The organism is Mesorhizobium sp. RSR565B (genome assembly GCF_054719465.1).
This window is the reverse complement of sequence record NZ_JBTTIE010000001.1, coordinates 5,711,976-5,727,718: the sequence shown is the minus strand read 5'-3', so window position 1 is coordinate 5,727,718 and position 15,743 is coordinate 5,711,976. Positions and strand designations below refer to the sequence as shown.

Here is a 15,743-nt window from a genome sequence, read left to right as displayed (position 1 = left end):
TCGATTCGACCAGCATGGTACAGCTGCCTTGTTAAATGCACGATGAATGAAAGCCCTCGCGGAGGCAGCACAATGATCGACCATCCACGGCGGCTGATGTTACAGCTGCTATTGGCATTGGCAATCTCTGGTATTGGGCGCTTCGCCTATGCGGGGAATGTGGGCGACGGCGTCGACCAGCCCGCCGCCAAGGCAGCCTTGCTCAAGGCCTATCCCGGCCTTTTCACCATTTCGGGCAATGTCCTGACCTGGACCGACGGCACCACCATGGTGTGGAACGACGGCAAGGCGCGCGACGCCGACGCGCTGCTTGAGAGCCCCGACATCGAAGACATGTTTCGCTACGTCTATCCCAGAGCAGCCGAGGGCGCGCTGGTCCCGGCGGAGGATTTCGATCCCGGCCGTATCCGCAATGAACCTTTCTTCGAGAAGCTCTACGGGGCAAGTGCCGCCGAGGTGGGCAAGCACATCGCCAACGTCAAATGGTTGCCGAAGCTCGGCAAGAAGACCGTGCAGGTCACCAGGATTTTCGGCATCAACGACCGGCTGGGCAAGGTCTCCGCTGCGCTTGAGGCGATGCCCGCGGAGCTGAGCCGTTACGGGCTCAAGCCCGGCGGCGGCTTTGTCTGGCGGCCGATCGCCGGCACCGACCGGTTGAGCGTTCACTCGTTCGGAGCGGCCTTCGATATCAATGTCGGCTTCTCCGACTATTGGTACAACAACAGGAACAAAACCAACCCGAAGGCCCACATTCCCTTCAAGAACCGGATTCCGCTGGAAATCGTGGAATTGTTCGAGAAAAACGGCTTCATCTGGGGCGGGCGCTGGTATCACTACGACACCATGCACTTCGAGTACCGGCCTGAGTTGCTGCTGTACAAGAAATCCGGCTGATCACGGCGGCAGCAGCCGGAAATCCTTGCCTTCGGGGAGCAACTGGCCGCCGTCGACGACGATGGTGGTGCCGGTGATGTAGCTGGCATCGTGGGAGGCGAGGAACAGGAAGGCGTTGGCGACGTCGCGCGGACTGCCGAGGCGTCCGAGCGGGATCGAATCCTCCATGTTCTTGATGTAGGCGGCGCCGCGATGCAGCTCGATCGCTTCGGTCAGGATGTTGCCGGGCTCGACGCCGTTGACGGTGATGCCGTAGCCCGAAAATTCCAGCGCCGCCGAGCGGATGAAGCCGTTGATGCCGGCCTTGCTGGCGGCATAGTGGCCGTGGCCGGGGCTGGTGACGTGCGGACCGGTGATCGACGAGGTGTAGAGCATGCGCCCGTAACCTTGCGCCTTCATCGGCGCCAGCGCCGCCAGCGTGGCGTTGAACGTGCCGCGCAGATTGACCGCCATCACCCGGTCCCAGTCGTCCGGGCTGGTGTTTTCGATCAGCTGCCAGGGATAGATGCCGGCATTCTGCACGACGATGTCGAGGCGGCCATGGCGGCTCAGCGCCAGCGCCACCGCAGCTTCTGCATCGGCCATTTGCGAGATGTCGGTGCGAATGAAATCCGCGCCGAGCTCGTCCGCGGTCGCCTGGCCGGCTTCGGCCTCGCTGTCGGCCAGGACCAGCCTTGCGCCTTCCTCGGCAAAGCGCAGCGCAATGCCCTTGCCGATGCCGCGCGCGCTGCCGACGATCAGCGCGACCTTGCTTTCGAGCCGTCCTGTCATGCCAGCCGTCTCCTATGCCAGTCTTTGGCGAATGGTTTGCTTGAAGGCGTCGAGCAGCACGGCGGCGAGCACCAAAAGGCCGTGGATCACCTGGGTGAAATTCGCCGGCAGGCCCATCAGATTGATCGCCGTGTTGATAGAGGAGAGCAGCAGCACGCCGGCATAGACCCCGGGCAAGGTGCCGACGCCGCCTTTCAGGCTGACGCCGCCGATGACGACGGCGGCAAAGGCGTTGAACAACAGCCCGGTCCCGAGATTGGCGGTGGCGCCCGAGGTGCGGATGGCGAGCAGCCAGCCGGCGAGGCCGGCGATGGCGCCAGCCAGCACGAAGGCGATGATCAGGTTGCGGTTGACGCGGATGCCGGCGCGGAAGGTCGCTGTCTCATTGCCGCCGATCATTACGAGGTGGCGGCCGAACGGCGTCTTGGCCATGAGCAGCGAGAACAGGACGAAACAGGCGACGGCGATCCAGGCGGTCAGCGGCAGGCCGGCCATTCGCTGGATGCCGAACCAGCGGATGGCCGGTGCCAGATCCTGTGCCGAGCGGCCGCCGGAAATCACCAGCACCAGGCCGCGCACCCAGATGTAGGACGCCAGCGTAATGATAAAGGCGCTCATCTTCACCTTGACCACGAGATAGCCGTTGAAGGCGCCGATGAGGCCGCCGACGGCCAGCGCAACCAGCAGCGAAACCGGAACCATCAGCCACTGCGGATTGAACTGTATGCCCATGCCGATACCCGACGAGCAGAACAGGATGCCGACCGTCATGGCGCTGAGTGCGGCCACCGATTCCACCGACAGGTCCATATGGCCGGCAATGATGACCAGCGACAGGCCGATCGACATCACGCCGAGAACGCTCGAGGCTTCGATGATGTTGGCAAAGATGCCGAGCTGGAAGTAGTTGGGGACGAAGACGGAAAAGACAACCAGCACAAAGATCAGCATGAACCAGACGAGGTTGTCGAGGACGAACTCCAGGGCTTTGCGGCTGCGCGGGTTCATGGGCTGATCCGGTTGGCGCCCCCGAGAAAATCAGGCTGAGAAATCAGCTCGATTTCGTCGTGTTCAGGCGCGGGTTTAGGTTCGCCACGGTGTCCTGGGACGCGGCGTCGTGAATGGGCAGGCTCCGGGCCGCAATGGCCCGGAGCGCTTCGCTAGGCGACTATTCGACAGACTTGATCGTGTCCGTCGGCGGCTTCTGGTTGCCCCAAAAGGCCGGATTGTCGACGTTTTCCTTGGTGATGGCGGCGCCCGGGATCTTGATGTTGGGGCCCCAGCTCTCCTTGGTCACGGTCGACTTCAAGCCGAGCACGTCATACTCGCCAGGCTTGATTTCCTGCTTGCCGGCGATCTTGTCCATGAACATCGCCACGGCCGCGGCCTGCGCGTAGAGCGGCTGCTCGACTTCGACATTGAGCCAGCCCTTGCGGATCAGGTCGAGACCGACCGGAGCGCCGTTCGAGCTCATCAGCATGACGTCGCCCGGCTTCTTGCCGGCGGCCTCGAGCGAGGCGACGGCTGCGACCGACAGGTGCGCGGCATGGCTGAAGATCAGGTCGATGTCGGGGTTGGCGAGCATCTGGTCGGCAACGATCGTGCCGGCGTTGCTGGCTTCCCATTGCATGGCCGGCAGCGAGATGATCTTGACGTCAGGAAACGCCTTCAACTTCTCCTCGAAACCCTTCTGGATGTCGAGCGTGTAGGGATCGCCGGGATCGCCGAGCACCTGCAGGATCTTGCCCTTCACAGAACCGTTCTTGGCGGTCAGAAGCTTTTGCGCCTGCTCGGCGGCGACGTAGCCGATCTCGACCGTGCCCGCCACCGAGGTGAAATCGGACGGGGTCGAGGTGATCTGGCGGTCGAACTCGACCACCGGGATGCCGGCCGCACGCGCCGCTTCGATGGACGGCTTCAGCGCGTTGAAATCGACGGCGGCCAGGATGATCGCCGCCGGCTTCAGCGCAATGACGTCGTTCATCTGCGATTGCTGCGCGTCGGTCTTGTTGTCGGCGTTGAGTGTTTTCACCTCATAGCCGACCTGCTTGAGGAACAGCTCCAGCGCGCTCACCGAGCCGGTCTGGAATTCATCGAGCAGGGTCGGGACCATATAATAGACGGTGCCCTTGGTCTGGGACATTGCCGGCGTGAGCGAGGCAAGAGCCAGTGCCAGGATACCGAAGACAAGAACCAGTATTCGCTTCATGTCGTTCGCTCCTCTTTTATACCGGACCCCTCTTTTGTCCCTCAACCTGCCGGTCCGGCACCGGCAAGCGTCTCACCGGTGATCATGTTGATCACCGCATCGGGACTTGTTTTGTTGCGTGCGACATCGCCGGCCACGACGCCTTGCCGGATCACCACGATCCGGTCGGCGACCTGGAAGGCCTGTTGCATGATATGGGTGATGATGACGACGCCGATGCCCTGGTTGGCCACCTGGCGGATCATCTCGAGACCGCGCCTGGTTTGTTCGACGCCGAGGGCGGCGAACGGCTCGTCGAGCAGCACGAGCTTGCCGCCCCAATGCACGAAGCGGTTGAGCTCGATGGCCTGGCGCTGGCCGCCCGAGAGATGCTCGACATTGGTGCGCAGCGACGGGATGCGGGTGCCCGCACTTGCCAGCGCCTTGCCGACCACGGCCTCCATGGCGCGCTCGTCGAGGATGGGGACACCGAGAACCTTGCGGGTGATTTCGCGGCCCATGAAGAAATTGGCGACGACGTCGACATTGGTGCAGAGCGACAGGTCCTGGTAGACGGTCTCGATGCCGGCAGCCTTGGCCTCGGCCGGCGTTTTCGCCAGGAATTCCTTGCCCTCGAACAGCATGCGGCCGGAGCTCGGCTCGAGGCCGCCGGCGATGATCTTGACCAGTGTCGACTTGCCGGCGCCGTTGTCGCCGAGCAGCGCCACGACTTCGCCCTTGCCGATCGAGAAGCTGATGCCCCTCAGCGCATGAATGGCGCCGTAATTCTTGGTGACGTTTTCGAGTACCAGCAGCGGTTCGGTCATGCCGCCACTCCCTTGCTGTGCATGAGGTCGGACCGGCGCTCGCGCTCGGCAATGAACATCTGGCCGAAGCGCGGCGACAGCACGCCCGAAACGGCTAATGCGGCAGCGCCGCGCAGCACCGAATGCTTACCGCCGGTCGCCACCGTCACGCGCGGTGTCTTGCGGTCGCGCCGCGCCGAGACCGAATTGGGAAGCTGTCCCGCCGCGCCGACCAGCTTTTCGAGCAGGTCGGTGGGCGCAAGCCCGCCGAGGATGACGGTTTCCGGGTCGAACACATTCTCGATGGTGACGATGGCGTTGCGGAAGATCGGCGCGATCTCGGCCACCCAGGCGGCGTCGCTGATGTTGCGGCGGCGACGTGCTTCGAGCGAGAGATACCGTTCGAGGCAGCCGCTGTTACCGCATGGGCAAGGCTCGCCACCGGGAACGGCAGGGATGTGTCCGATTTCGCCGGCATTGCCCCAGGCGCCGCGCATCACCGCGCCGTCATGCACGATGACGCCGCCGAGGCCGACGCCGAAATAGAGGTAGTAGTATTCGGAATAACCGGAGCCAAGACCGTAAAGCCGTTCGCCCATGGCCGCCGCCGCCATGTCGGTTTCGAAGAAGGCCGGCAGCCCGGTCGACGCCGCCAGCCGTTCCGGCAGCGCGACATCCTTCCAGCCGGCCATGGTCGTCGGGCCGACGAAGCTCATCGACTCCACGCCGAACGGTCCAGGCAGCGCCATGCCGATGCCGAGCACGCGCCCGCCGGGCCGCAGCGCAGTCAACTCGGGCACCATCGCGCCGATCAGCTCGAAGGCATGGTCAGGCGTCGCATGCGGCGCCTCGCGATGCATGCTCTCGATGACATCGCCGCTGAGATTGATGAGCGCCGCGTCGATCCCCAGCGGGGTGAGGTGGACGCCGACGGCATAGCCGCCCTCGGGGTTGATCCTGAGCGTCGCCGGCGGCAACCCGCGTCCGCGCGGCTCTTCGCGCAGCGACAGCACATAGCCATGCTCTTCGAGTTCGCGAACGATGGTCGATACGGTCTGGACGGTGAGGCCTACCCGGCTGGCAATGTCGCCGCGAGCTATGGGACCGTGAAGACGGATGGACTCCAGGACGATGCGCCGGTTGTAAGGCCGCCCGAACTCCTGATTGGTCCCCCGCAGTGCCATGTCCCGCGCCCCTTAGGAAGGCCAAGACTTGCACAGGCAATTTATTCAGTCAAATGGAATTCAAAAATAATTCGCGACGGTTCCCGGGCGCGGTGCAGGACCTGTCCCATTCGTCGCGCTGGCTGATTGCAGCCGGGCTGAAACCACCGCAATGGTGAATGACGTCACGCGGGCGTGGGGCTCGCCGGCCAACAATCCAGCAGGAAAACCGATGATCGAATTGCCTTTTGCGCGCGATGAGTACCAGCGGCGGCTCCAGAAGATCCGCGCCGAGATGGCGGCGCGTGGGCTCGAACTGCTGGTCGTCAACGATGTCGCGAACCAGCATTACATCACCGGCTATGACGGCTGGTCGTTCTACACGCCGCAGGTCGTGCTGGTCCCGATCGAAGACGAGGCCGAGCCGGTCTGGATCGGCCGCGCCATGGATGCGGCAGGCGGCTTGCTGACGGCCTGGATGAAGCCGGAGAATGTTGTTGGTTTTCCCGAGGACCATGTCCAGCGCGCCGATCGCCATCCGATGGACTGGATAGGGGCCTGGATCGTCGCCAAGGGCTGGGGCGCGAGACATATCGGCGTCGAGCTCGAAGCCTATTATTTCTCGCCGAAGGCGCATGCCCGGCTGGTCGCCGGCCTGCCCAATGCGAAATGGCACGACGCCGATCTCCTGGTGAACTGGATCCGCGCCGTGAAATCCGCGCCGGAAATCGCCTACCTGCGCAAGGCGTCGACCTTGGCTGAAGCAGCCGTCGCGTGGGCCTTCGAAGTCATCGCGCCAGGCGTGCGCGAATGCGATGCGATTGCCGCGATCCAGGCGGCGCAGATTGCCGGCAGCCCCGACTTTGCCGGCGACATCACGGCGCTTCCGCCGACCATCCTCGGCGGCGAGAATGCATCGGCTCCGCACATCATGTGGAGCGACCGGCGGTTCGGCAAGGACGAGACGATTGCGCTCGAACTTGCCGGCGTCTGCCGTCGCTATGCCGCCGGCCTCGCCAGGACGATGCAGCTCGGCAAGACGCCGGCGCGCGTCGCCGACACCGCAAAGGCGGTGATCGAAGGCATGGATGCGGTGCTCGACGCGGTCAGGCCGGGGACCACAGCCGAAGCGGTCGAGGCCGCATGGCGCAAGGTTATCCAGCGCTACGGGCTGAAGAAGGAATCGCGCATCGGCTACTCCATCGGCGTCGCTTATCCCCCGGATTGGGGCGAGCACACGATCAGCCTGCGGTCCGGCGACAAGACCGCGCTGCAACCCGGCAACGTCCTGCACTCCATTCTTGGCATGTGGATGGATGGCTGGGGCATCGAGATCAGCGAGACCATTCTGGTGACCGAGACCGGCCATGAGACGCTGACCAAATTCCCGCGAGACATCCATGTCAAATCCTGACCGGCCGGCAGCACCCGGCGGTGTCGCGACCCCGCCCGACGGCATCTCCTCAGTATCGGATGGCCCGGCGCTCGATCAGCACCACAGGACGATCGACAGGCCCGATGACAGCACGATCGCCGCGTAGAGACGGTCCGACTGGTAGTTGAAGGACGCCTGGATGATCAGCGCGCCAAGGCCTTGGTCGGAGCCGATCCATTCGCCGACAATGGCGCTGATCACGGCGGTGGCCGAGGCAATCCTCAGCGATGAGAACAGCATCGGCAAAGCGCGCGGCAGCCGCAGGCTCCAAACACTTCTGGGCGCGTGCCTCAGAGGGTTTCCAGCTTGCAGAAACTTCACGCCGCAGGGCGTGAGTCAACGATCACGACGCCGGAGCACGCGATGTCGGATTGCCAAACAACAGGATGGTACAACGGGTGAAGGAGGCGGGGGCGTGCAACCAGCCGCCTGGCTTGACCCTACAGATACTGCTCGACCTTCTTGCCGACGGTCAGGAAGCGCAGCGGGTCGATGGCCTCGCCATTGTGGCGGACTTCGTAGTGCAGGTGCGGGCCGGTTGAGCGGCCGCTGCTGCCGGTTTTGCCAATGATGTCGCCGGCTGCGAGTTTTTGGCCGACGGCAACGTCGATCTCGCTCAGATGGCCGTAGCGCGTGGCAAAGCCGTTGCCGTGATCGACCTCGACCATGCGGCCATAGCCGCCGTTCCAGCCGGCCTTGGTAACGATTCCGGCCGCCGTGACCTTGGCTGCCATGCCGACCGGCGCGCGGAAATCCATGCCCGAGTGCAGGGCAGCGGTGCCGAGGATGGGGTCGGTGCGCACGCCGAACGGGCTGGTGACGGAGTGGCCCGGCGCCGGGTTGGCGAGCGGCAGCCGCCGCGCCTCCTTCTTCAACTGGTCGAGCGTATCCAGCGCCTCGTCCAGTTCCTTGACCTTGCTGTCGAACATCATCGAGCTGTCAAGCGGGATCAGTGGCCCGCCGACATCGCTTTCGTTCTTGCCGAAATCGCTGTCGACCGGCAGGCCGGCCGCCTGGAGCGCCTGGGTGATGGCGTCGGCGTTCTTGTAGGCATTGTCGGCCAGGGTCTCGATGCGGGTGAGTTGCTGGCTTTCGATAGCCTTCAGTGAATCATTGATCGAGACGAACAATTTGTCGGCGCGGTCCGCAGCCGTTTCGCTGGGCAGCGGGTCGGAGCGTGTCGACCACAGCGAGAATGGCCTGGTGTCGCCCGAACCGAGGCTGGCGACCGAATAGGCGAGTGGCTCGCCGCCAGTCAGTTCGGCATGCTCGTCGGGTTTTGCCGCCACATCCGCGGCGGCCGGCGTGCCGACCTCGTTTTCGGCCCGCTCGAGAATCGGGCCGAGGCGGCCATGGCGCTGGCTGAGCTGGCTCTGCCGCTCGATCAATTCGCTGACCTTGGTTTCCATCAGTTGTTGGTCGAGAAGCTGGCGGCTGGTGATGCGGTCGACCTGCGCGCGCAATGCGGAAATGCGATCTTCATAGGCCTGCTGCATGCGCGCCTGCCGGGCCGTGGTGGCGCCGATCAGATCGTCGCGCAGTACGAGATAGGAGGTCGCCAAGAGATAGCCGATGGCGATCGCCGCCAGTGCCGAGCCGAGAAAGGCGACGAGCCACGGCCGGATGGTGAAATGCCGTATTTCATTGCCCCGCGCAATGATGACCGTATGCGGCTCCTTGCGCCTGCCGAAGACCGCTGACTGACCGGTTAGGTTCACGGGACCAAGCTTTCGTTACGACACCAACGAAGCCCGATTACACATTATTAGGGTTAACAAAGTTTTGCCGTCGCGGGCGCGCTAGTGACCAACGGTGTCAGCCAACCGCATATATGTCTTATTGCCCCTAATGCACTGCGCGGCGTTGGCCAGATCGGTGGCGCCTCAGAGCGCGCGGACCGCCTCCAGCACTGCTTCGGCATGGCCTTTCACCCGGACCTTGCGCCAGATCCCGGCGATCCGCCCGTCCTTGCCGATCAGGAACGTCGCCCGCTCGACGCCCATATAGTTGCGGCCATACATCGTCTTCTCGACCCACAGATTGTAGGCCTCGATCACCTTGCGCTCCTCGTCGGCAACCAAGTCGACGGTGAGATCGTATTTGGTTTTGAACTTGTCGTGCTTCTTCACGCTGTCCGGCGACAGGCCGATCACCACGGCGCCGGCCTTTTCGAACTCCGGCTTCAGCTGCGAAAAGCTGATCGCCTCATTGGTACAACTTGTGGTGTCGTCCTGCGGATAGAAATAAAGTACAACGGGCTTCCCCCGCATCGAGGCAAGGCTGAGTGAGCCGCCGCCGTCGCGCGGAAGATCGAATTGCGGCGCAACGTCGCCAACGTCGAGATCAGCCATATCGATGCCCTTGTTTGAGGTTACGCGGCCCTAAATCAAAGAGATAGAGCATGATGTCGTCCGAAAACCGCCTCACACTTTTCGGCATCATGCTCTAGCCTGCGTCGTTATAATGTCGGGCGGGGATTCGTCCACGATCGAATTCGCACAACGGAAAATTGCGTGGATCAGGAAGAACCGCAGCACGAGAAAATCCGGTTCAGGCGTGACGAGATCACCGACCTGGGGGCTTTCCCGTCCGCTTGCCGCGTGCCGCCGCTCGGCAAGGCACGGATCGGCCGCGGCTTTCGCATCCTTGCCCGGCTGTTTGCCGGCATTGGAGCCCTTGTGCTGCTGGCGGCGGCCGCCATCTACGTCATCGGCGCCACCGGCATCGGCAGCGAACGGCTGCGGTTGGAAGCCGAAACGGCGATCGAGAAACTGGCCGGTTTCGACGTCAAAGTCGCCGTCGGTCCTGCCAGCCTGACACTTGACGGATCGAGCTTCATTGCGCTGCAGGTCAAGGATGTCAGCGTCGAGACGGCCGACGGCAAGCCGATGGCCGATGCCGGGCGCGTCCGCTTCGGCATCCGGCTGGTCCCGCTGCTTTCGGGCGAGGTTCGGCTGACCAGCGCCAGGATTTCCGACGCCCATATCGTCACCGCGGCAATGCCGTCGGGTGGTGACTGGATAGCGCGCCTGCGCAATCAAGACGGTCTCATCGATCCGGAAAAACTGGCCGCCGTCGTCTTCAGTGACGTCAATCGTGCACTCGATGCCGTGCGCGAGGATTCGATGCGCCGCATCGATCTCAAAAATGTCGCGTTCGAGCTGCCCGAGGCCGGATCGGTCAAGCTGGTCACGATCGCCAACGCCACGGTGCTGCAGTCAGGCCCCGGCAGCATGGAGTTCTCGTCCGAGGCGGATGTCGATGGCCGCGCGCTCACCGTCACGGCCACCGCCACCCGCGATACGAGCTCGATGCGCGTTACCGCCTTGAACGCCGCCATCGACATGGCGGATGTCGCGGAGACAACGCCGGCGGCCGGCGGGCGAACCGGCGCGATGGCTTTGAAGCTCACGGGATCCGAAGGCTCGGGCGAGACCGATTCGCGGCTGACGGGCTCGCTGTCGCTAACCGGCTCGGTGCTCGACCTCGGCACACGCGGGCTGTTGCCGGCCGATGTCGATGTCGACGCCGCCCTTGTCTCCGGCTCCAACAAGATCGATGTCGGCAGGCTGGTTCTAAAGACCGGGCGCTCGGCGTTCAATTTCGCCGGCTCGATCGGGCCAAAGCCGTCGACCGGCGCGGCCGGCGAGGAGCCTTCCTATCGTTACGACCTGACCAGCGACGGCTCGACGCTGGCGCCTTCGGAATCGCCCGAGCCGGCGCTGAATTTCTTCGCCCGCATCGCCGGCGTCTATCAGATCAAGAGCCGCAAGCTTGTCGCCGACCAGATCGGCATCAGGTCGGGATCGGGGAGCGAAGTGCTGGGAACCGCTGCGGTTTCCTTCATCGACAACGGACCGCCGGGTATCTCGGTGTCGCTCAACGTCCACGACATGGCGGTCTCGCACGTCAAGCAATTGTGGCCCTGGTTCTCGGCCAAGAACGCGCGGCTGTGGGTGCTGCAGAACCTGTTTGGCGGCCGCGTCGTCGATGCCAGCCTGCAGTTCCAGGTCGTGCCGGGGCGTCTCGGCAACGGCGTGCCGCTTTCGGCCGACGAGGTGTTCGGCCGCTTCCAGGTCGAGGGCTCGCGTTTCGACACCGCCGGCCGCATCCCGCCGATACGCGATGCCGTCGGCGTCGTTTCCTTCCACGGCAACGATGTCGACGTCGCGCTGTCGTCGGGCAGCGTCTATATGCCGAGCGGCCGCACCGTGGCGGCAAGCAATGGCACACTGTCGGTAAAGGCGGCAAACCACCCGCCGGTGATCGGCGCGCTCGACATCGACGTCGCCGGCGAGGCGCCGGCCATCGCCGAACTTGCCTCCTACGAACCGATCAACGCCATGCGCCATGTCGGCATCTTGCCGGACGACCTGTCGGGCACGGTGACCGGCCACGTCAAGGCCGACATTCCGTTGCAATCCGGCGTCGACACGTCGAAGCTCGATTGGCTGGTATCGCTCGACTACAAGGACCTGTCGCTCGCCAAGCCGTTCGAAGGCCAGATGGTGACCGATGCCGACGGCTCGATCGAAGTCGGGCCCGGCAAGGCGGTGATCTCTGCCAAGGCGCGGCTGAACGGCATTCCAGCCGAGCTCGATCTGGTTGAGCCGCTCAGGGATGGCGGGCCGCCGCGCAGCCGCAAGGTGGCGCTTGTGCTCGACGACAAGACGCGCGCCATCGCCATGCCTGGCCTGTCGCCGCTGATTTCCGGCACCATCAAGGTGGCAATCGACAAGAGCGGCGAAGGCGGCAGCCAGAACGTCGACGTTGACCTGACGAGCGCCAGGCTGGACATTCCCTGGGCAGGCTGGAGCAAGGGGCCGGGCATTGCCGCCAATGCCACTTTTACCATGAGCAAGTCCGGCGATACCACGACGCTGTCTGACTTCGACCTCGACGGAAAGAGCTTTTCGGTCGAAGGCGATGTCGTCCTGGTCAAGGGCGCGCTGTCTTCGGCCCGCTTCAGCAAAGTCGCCTTGAACCGGGGCGACGATGTCGCCGTGACGGTGAAGCGGTCGGGCAAGGGCTTCGCAGTCGATGTCAGCGGCAACGCGCTCGATGCCCGCTCGCTGATCAAGCAGTTCACCTCCGATGTCGATACCGCCACCAAAACCACCGGCACGGACGCGGTTTCGGTTAGCGCCGACGTCAATTCGCTAAGCGGGTTCCATGACGAGGTCCTGTCCAATTTGAAGCTCGACTACAGTGCCGCCGGCTCCAGGGTGAACAGGCTCAAGGTCAGCGCCGCGGCAAGTTCCGGCGCCGCCATCACCATCAGCAATACGGCAGGCAATGGTGCTCGCGCGCTCACCATGAAGTCGGCCGACGCAGGCGCCATATTGCGCTTCCTCAACATCTACGAGCATATGGAAGGCGGATCGATCACGCTGGCGCTCAGCGGCGCAGCCGACGGCCCGATGCGGGGACAGGTCGATTCGAGCAACTTCTTCATCGTCAATGAACCGAAGCTTGCGTCCATCGTATCGACTACGCCAGCCGGCGACAGCCGCAGCCTGAACGAAGCGGTCAAGGGCAAGATCGACACTTCGCGGGTAAAGTTCGAGCGCGGCTTTACCGAGATCGACAAGGGGTCGGGCTATTTGAAATTGGCGAATGGCGTGCTGCGCGGCCCGCGCATCGGCACCACCTTCCAAGGCACGCTCTACGACCAGAACAACAATATGGACATGACCGGAACCTTCATGCCGGCCTATGGCCTCAACCGCATCTTCGGCGAGTTGCCGTTGGTCGGCGTTCTGCTCGGCAACGGCCGCGACCGAGGCCTGATCGGCGTCACCTACCGGCTTAAGGGCAACGCCAACAAGCCGGTGCTGGACATCAACCCGCTATCGGTAATCGCGCCGGGCATTTTCCGGTCGATCTTCGAGTATCGCTGAGGATCCCAGAAGACGGCTCAGGCAGGCCGCACAAGCACGTGCTTTTTCTTGCCCACTGAAAGCTTTGCGACGTTTTCCGGACTCAAATCAAGAGGCGTCACCATCCGCCGGTCGTCCGCCACCGGCTGGTCGTTGAGGCGCACGGCGCCACCCTGTATGTGACGCCTTGCCTCGCCGTTTGACCCGGCAAGGCCCGCGCTGACCAGCAGCGACAGGATGCCGATGCCGGCTTCCAGCGCGGCGTCGTCCACTTCCACGGTCGGCAGCGTTTCGGCCGTCACGCCTTCCTCGAATGTCTTGCGCGCAGTTTCCTCGGCCGCGAGCGCCGCCTCGCGGCCGTGCACGATGGCCGTGGTTTCGGTGGCCAGCACCTTCTTGGCCTCGTTGATCTCCGAGCCGCCAAGGGCGGCCAGCCGCGCGATCTCCGACAGCGGCAGCCGGGTGAAGATCTTCAGGAAGCGCTCGACGTCGGCATCCTCGGTGTTTCGCCAGTACTGCCAGAAATCATAGGGCGAGAAGAGGTCGCCGTTCAGCCACACCGCGCCCTTGGCCGATTTGCCCATCTTGGCGCCCGACGATGTCGTCAGGAGCGGCGTGGTCAGCGCATAAAGCTGCGGCGTGCCCATGCGGTGGCCGAGATCGACGCCGTTGATGATGTTGCCCCACTGGTCCGAACCGCCCATCTGCAGCCGGCAGTCGTGGCGGCGGCTGAGCTCGACGAAATCATAGCCTTGCAGGATCATGTAGTTGAATTCGAGGAAGGACAGCGACTGTTCGCGCTCGAGCCGCAGCCTGACGCTGTCGAAGGTCAGCATCCGGTTGACCGAAAAGTGGCGGCCGACATCGCGCAGGAACTCGACATAGTTGAGCTTCATCAGCCAGTCGGCATTGTTGACCATGATGGCGTCATTGCCAGTGTCGCCGAAGCGCAGGATGCGGCCAAAAATCCGCTTGATGCCTTCGATGTTGGTGGCGATCGCCTCGGGCGTCAAAAGGCTGCGCTGGTCGTCGCGGAAGGACGGGTCGCCGATCATCGAGGTGCCGCCGCCCATCAGCGCGATCGGCCGGTGTCCGGTCTCCTGCATCCAGTAGAGCATGGTCGCCGATATCAGATTGCCGATGTGCAGGCTGGTCGCCGTGGCGTCGTAGCCGACATAGGCGGTCACGGTTTCCTTCGCGAAAAGTTGATCCAGCCCGGTCTCATCCGAAATCTGGTGGATGAAGCCGCGCTCGCTCATGACGCGCAGGAAATCGGACTTGAAGGCGGACATTGTTTCTTCCTGAAAGCGCCGGGTCCGAACGGCCCGGCATGGCCTGAACGCGGGCGTTTAGCATCCAAGCGCGTCAAGCAAAAGTGGTTTCCGATTTTGCGCCGGCATGGACAGCCTATTCTGCACTGCCGCGCATGCTTGCTTCATCCTGTCGGCTGGCGTAATGAGGCGCCGCGCCAACGGGTTCGATCCGCTGGAACGGCACCGCACGGCATCCACCGAATGCCATATCTTGTGACAGAGCCCGACGCGATATGCCGGACGCATTGATATCCATCGTCATTCCCTGCCGCAACGAGGCGGCGAACCTGCCGCTGCTGATCGACGAGATCGAGGCGGCGATGACCGGGCGCGATTTCGAAATCATCGTCGTCAATGACGGTTCGACTGACGACACCGCTTCGGTGCTTGCCGCTGAAGCCGCCAAACGTCCGTTTCCGCTTCGGCAGCTGCGGCACGAAAAATCCGCCGGCCAGTCGCTTTCGGTGCGCTCGGGCGCTTGGGCGGCGCGCGGCTCGATCGTCGCCACCATCGACGGCGACGGCCAGAACGACCCGCAATATATCCCCGTTCTGGTCGATGCGCTGCGTCGGGCAGGGCCCGATTTCGGCGCCGCGCAGGGGCAGCGATTGAAGCGCCGCGACAGCAAGATCAAGCAATTGGCATCGCGTTTCGCCAACTGGCTGCGCGGCGCGATCCTGCATGACGACACCCGCGACACTGGCTGCGGCCTGAAGGCGATCCACACCGATATCCTACGCAAACTGCCCTTCTTCGACGGCACGCATCGTTTCGTTCCGGCCCTGGTCATCCAGGAAGGCTACCGCGTCGTCCATTGCGACGTCGTCGACCGCTCGCGCCGCCACGGCAAGTCGAATTACGGCATCTTCGATCGCGGCCTGCAGGGCGCGCTCGATCTCGCCGGCGTCTGGTGGCTTCGGCGCCGGCGCCGCAGAATGCCAAAGGTAGAGGAAATCACGCATGGCTAACGTGTTTCAGGAATTGGCGACCTGGCTGCACCAGGTTTTCGTCAAGCAGTTCGACGCCTGGGTTCTGCTCGGCTTCGTTGCCCAGTTCTTCTTCACCATGCGCTTCCTGGTGCAGTGGATCGCTTCGGAAAAGGCCAAGCGCAGCGTCGTGCCGATCGCTTTCTGGTTCTTCTCGCTGTTCGGCGGCGGGCTGCTGCTCGTCTACGCCATCCAGCGTGAGGATCCGGTGTTCATCGCCGGCCAGGCCATGGGCATGGTGATCTATGTCAGAAATTTATGGCTCATCGCCAATGAGCGCAAGGCGGCGATGACCAAGGTCGACTGAG

13 protein-coding genes and 1 pseudogene are annotated in these 15,743 nt (G+C 63.7%); 5 read left to right on the top strand and 9 right to left on the bottom strand.

The features are described 5' to 3' along the window. Positions 1–72: 72 nt before the first annotated feature. The gene (locus tag ACYG9R_RS27665; protein ID WP_023825134.1) at positions 73–894 is read left to right on the top strand and encodes a M15 family metallopeptidase; all 822 of its coding nucleotides are present in this window, start codon (positions 73–75) and stop codon (positions 892–894) included. Here ACYG9R_RS27665 and ACYG9R_RS27660 read toward each other — a convergent pair whose 3' ends face one another. The 5 genes from ACYG9R_RS27660 to ACYG9R_RS27640 form a co-directional block, all read right to left on the bottom strand. Next, positions 895–1,665, bottom strand: a complete 771-nt coding sequence (locus ACYG9R_RS27660) for an SDR family oxidoreductase (protein WP_023825133.1) — start codon at positions 1,663–1,665, stop codon at positions 895–897. Between the two features lie 12 nt (positions 1,666–1,677). After that, positions 1,678–2,673, bottom strand: a complete 996-nt coding sequence (locus tag ACYG9R_RS27655; RefSeq protein WP_023825132.1) for an ABC transporter permease — start codon at positions 2,671–2,673, stop codon at positions 1,678–1,680. 160 nt (positions 2,674–2,833) lie between these two features. Continuing rightward, positions 2,834–3,874, bottom strand: a complete 1,041-nt coding sequence (locus ACYG9R_RS27650) for a sugar ABC transporter substrate-binding protein (RefSeq protein WP_023684845.1) — start codon at positions 3,872–3,874, stop codon at positions 2,834–2,836. Between the two features lie 41 nt (positions 3,875–3,915). After that, complete coding sequence (locus ACYG9R_RS27645) at positions 3,916–4,680, bottom strand: ATP-binding cassette domain-containing protein (RefSeq protein ID WP_023669142.1); 765 nt, start codon at positions 4,678–4,680, stop codon at positions 3,916–3,918. Next, a complete protein-coding gene (locus ACYG9R_RS27640; protein WP_023697545.1) occupies positions 4,677–5,843 on the bottom strand; it encodes an ROK family transcriptional regulator in 1,167 nt (388 codons plus the stop codon). The genes ACYG9R_RS27645 and ACYG9R_RS27640 overlap by 4 nt, the downstream gene beginning before the upstream one ends. Positions 5,844–6,054: 211 nt before the next feature. Here ACYG9R_RS27640 and ACYG9R_RS27635 point away from each other — a divergent pair, with 211 nt between their 5' ends. Continuing rightward, positions 6,055–7,236: a M24 family metallopeptidase gene (locus ACYG9R_RS27635; RefSeq protein ID WP_023825131.1), complete on the top strand. Its 1,182-nt coding sequence runs from the start codon at positions 6,055–6,057 to the stop codon at positions 7,234–7,236. A gap of 75 nt (positions 7,237–7,311) precedes the next feature. Here ACYG9R_RS27635 and ACYG9R_RS27630 read toward each other — a convergent pair. From ACYG9R_RS27630 to ACYG9R_RS27620, 3 genes and pseudogenes are all read right to left on the bottom strand, one after another. Further along, positions 7,312–7,527 (bottom strand): annotated as a pseudogene (locus tag ACYG9R_RS27630) (ABC transporter permease subunit); the annotation flags it as partial. 170 nt (positions 7,528–7,697) lie between these two features. Next, positions 7,698–8,975 carry a M23 family metallopeptidase gene (locus ACYG9R_RS27625; RefSeq protein ID WP_460221857.1) on the bottom strand — a complete coding sequence of 426 codons (1,278 nt, stop codon included), beginning with the start codon at positions 8,973–8,975 and terminating at the stop codon, positions 7,698–7,700. Between the two features lie 165 nt (positions 8,976–9,140). Further along, positions 9,141–9,608: a peroxiredoxin gene (locus ACYG9R_RS27620; RefSeq protein WP_023697549.1), complete on the bottom strand. Its 468-nt coding sequence runs from the start codon at positions 9,606–9,608 to the stop codon at positions 9,141–9,143. A 162-nt stretch (positions 9,609–9,770) separates the two neighbouring features. Between ACYG9R_RS27620 and ACYG9R_RS27615 the strand changes: the two genes are divergently transcribed. Further along, the gene (locus ACYG9R_RS27615) at positions 9,771–13,157 is read left to right on the top strand and encodes a DUF3971 domain-containing protein (protein ID WP_023825128.1); all 3,387 of its coding nucleotides are present in this window, start codon (positions 9,771–9,773) and stop codon (positions 13,155–13,157) included. Positions 13,158–13,174: 17 nt separating this feature from the next. On the opposite strand, the gene tyrS is transcribed toward ACYG9R_RS27615, so the two are convergent. Then, the gene (gene tyrS, locus ACYG9R_RS27610; protein ID WP_023825127.1) at positions 13,175–14,428 is read right to left on the bottom strand and encodes a tyrosine--tRNA ligase; all 1,254 of its coding nucleotides are present in this window, start codon (positions 14,426–14,428) and stop codon (positions 13,175–13,177) included. A gap of 254 nt (positions 14,429–14,682) precedes the next feature. Between tyrS and ACYG9R_RS27605 the strand changes: the two genes are divergently transcribed. Next, positions 14,683–15,417 carry a glycosyltransferase family 2 protein gene (locus tag ACYG9R_RS27605; protein ID WP_023739402.1) on the top strand — a complete coding sequence of 245 codons (735 nt, stop codon included), beginning with the start codon at positions 14,683–14,685 and terminating at the stop codon, positions 15,415–15,417. Continuing rightward, positions 15,410–15,742, top strand: coding sequence for a lipid-A-disaccharide synthase N-terminal domain-containing protein (locus tag ACYG9R_RS27600; protein ID WP_023669132.1), 333 nt, complete (start codon positions 15,410–15,412; stop codon positions 15,740–15,742). The genes ACYG9R_RS27605 and ACYG9R_RS27600 overlap by 8 nt, the downstream gene beginning before the upstream one ends. The last annotated feature ends 1 nt before the right edge of the window (position 15,743 follow it).

What these genes read in the sequence shown, in the direction of transcription:
- ACYG9R_RS27655 (WP_023825132.1), bottom strand. Translation starts at nt 2,673, where the DNA reads ATGAACCCGCGCAGCCGCAAAGCCCTGGAGTTCGTCCTCGACAACCTC.
- ACYG9R_RS27645 (WP_023669142.1), bottom strand. Translation starts at nt 4,680, where the DNA reads ATGACCGAACCGCTGCTGGTACTCGAAAACGTCACCAAGAATTACGGC.
- ACYG9R_RS27600 (WP_023669132.1), top strand. Translation starts at nt 15,410, where the DNA reads ATGGCTAACGTGTTTCAGGAATTGGCGACCTGGCTGCACCAGGTTTTC.
- ACYG9R_RS27660 (WP_023825133.1), bottom strand. Translation starts at nt 1,665, where the DNA reads ATGACAGGACGGCTCGAAAGCAAGGTCGCGCTGATCGTCGGCAGCGCG.
- ACYG9R_RS27635 (WP_023825131.1), top strand. Translation starts at nt 6,055, where the DNA reads ATGATCGAATTGCCTTTTGCGCGCGATGAGTACCAGCGGCGGCTCCAG.
- ACYG9R_RS27620 (WP_023697549.1), bottom strand. Translation starts at nt 9,608, where the DNA reads ATGGCTGATCTCGACGTTGGCGACGTTGCGCCGCAATTCGATCTTCCG.
- ACYG9R_RS27665 (WP_023825134.1), top strand. Translation starts at nt 73, where the DNA reads ATGATCGACCATCCACGGCGGCTGATGTTACAGCTGCTATTGGCATTG.
- ACYG9R_RS27640 (WP_023697545.1), bottom strand. Translation starts at nt 5,843, where the DNA reads ATGGCACTGCGGGGGACCAATCAGGAGTTCGGGCGGCCTTACAACCGG.
- tyrS (WP_023825127.1), bottom strand. Translation starts at nt 14,428, where the DNA reads ATGTCCGCCTTCAAGTCCGATTTCCTGCGCGTCATGAGCGAGCGCGGC.
- ACYG9R_RS27605 (WP_023739402.1), top strand. Translation starts at nt 14,683, where the DNA reads ATGCCGGACGCATTGATATCCATCGTCATTCCCTGCCGCAACGAGGCG.
- ACYG9R_RS27650 (WP_023684845.1), bottom strand. Translation starts at nt 3,874, where the DNA reads ATGAAGCGAATACTGGTTCTTGTCTTCGGTATCCTGGCACTGGCTCTT.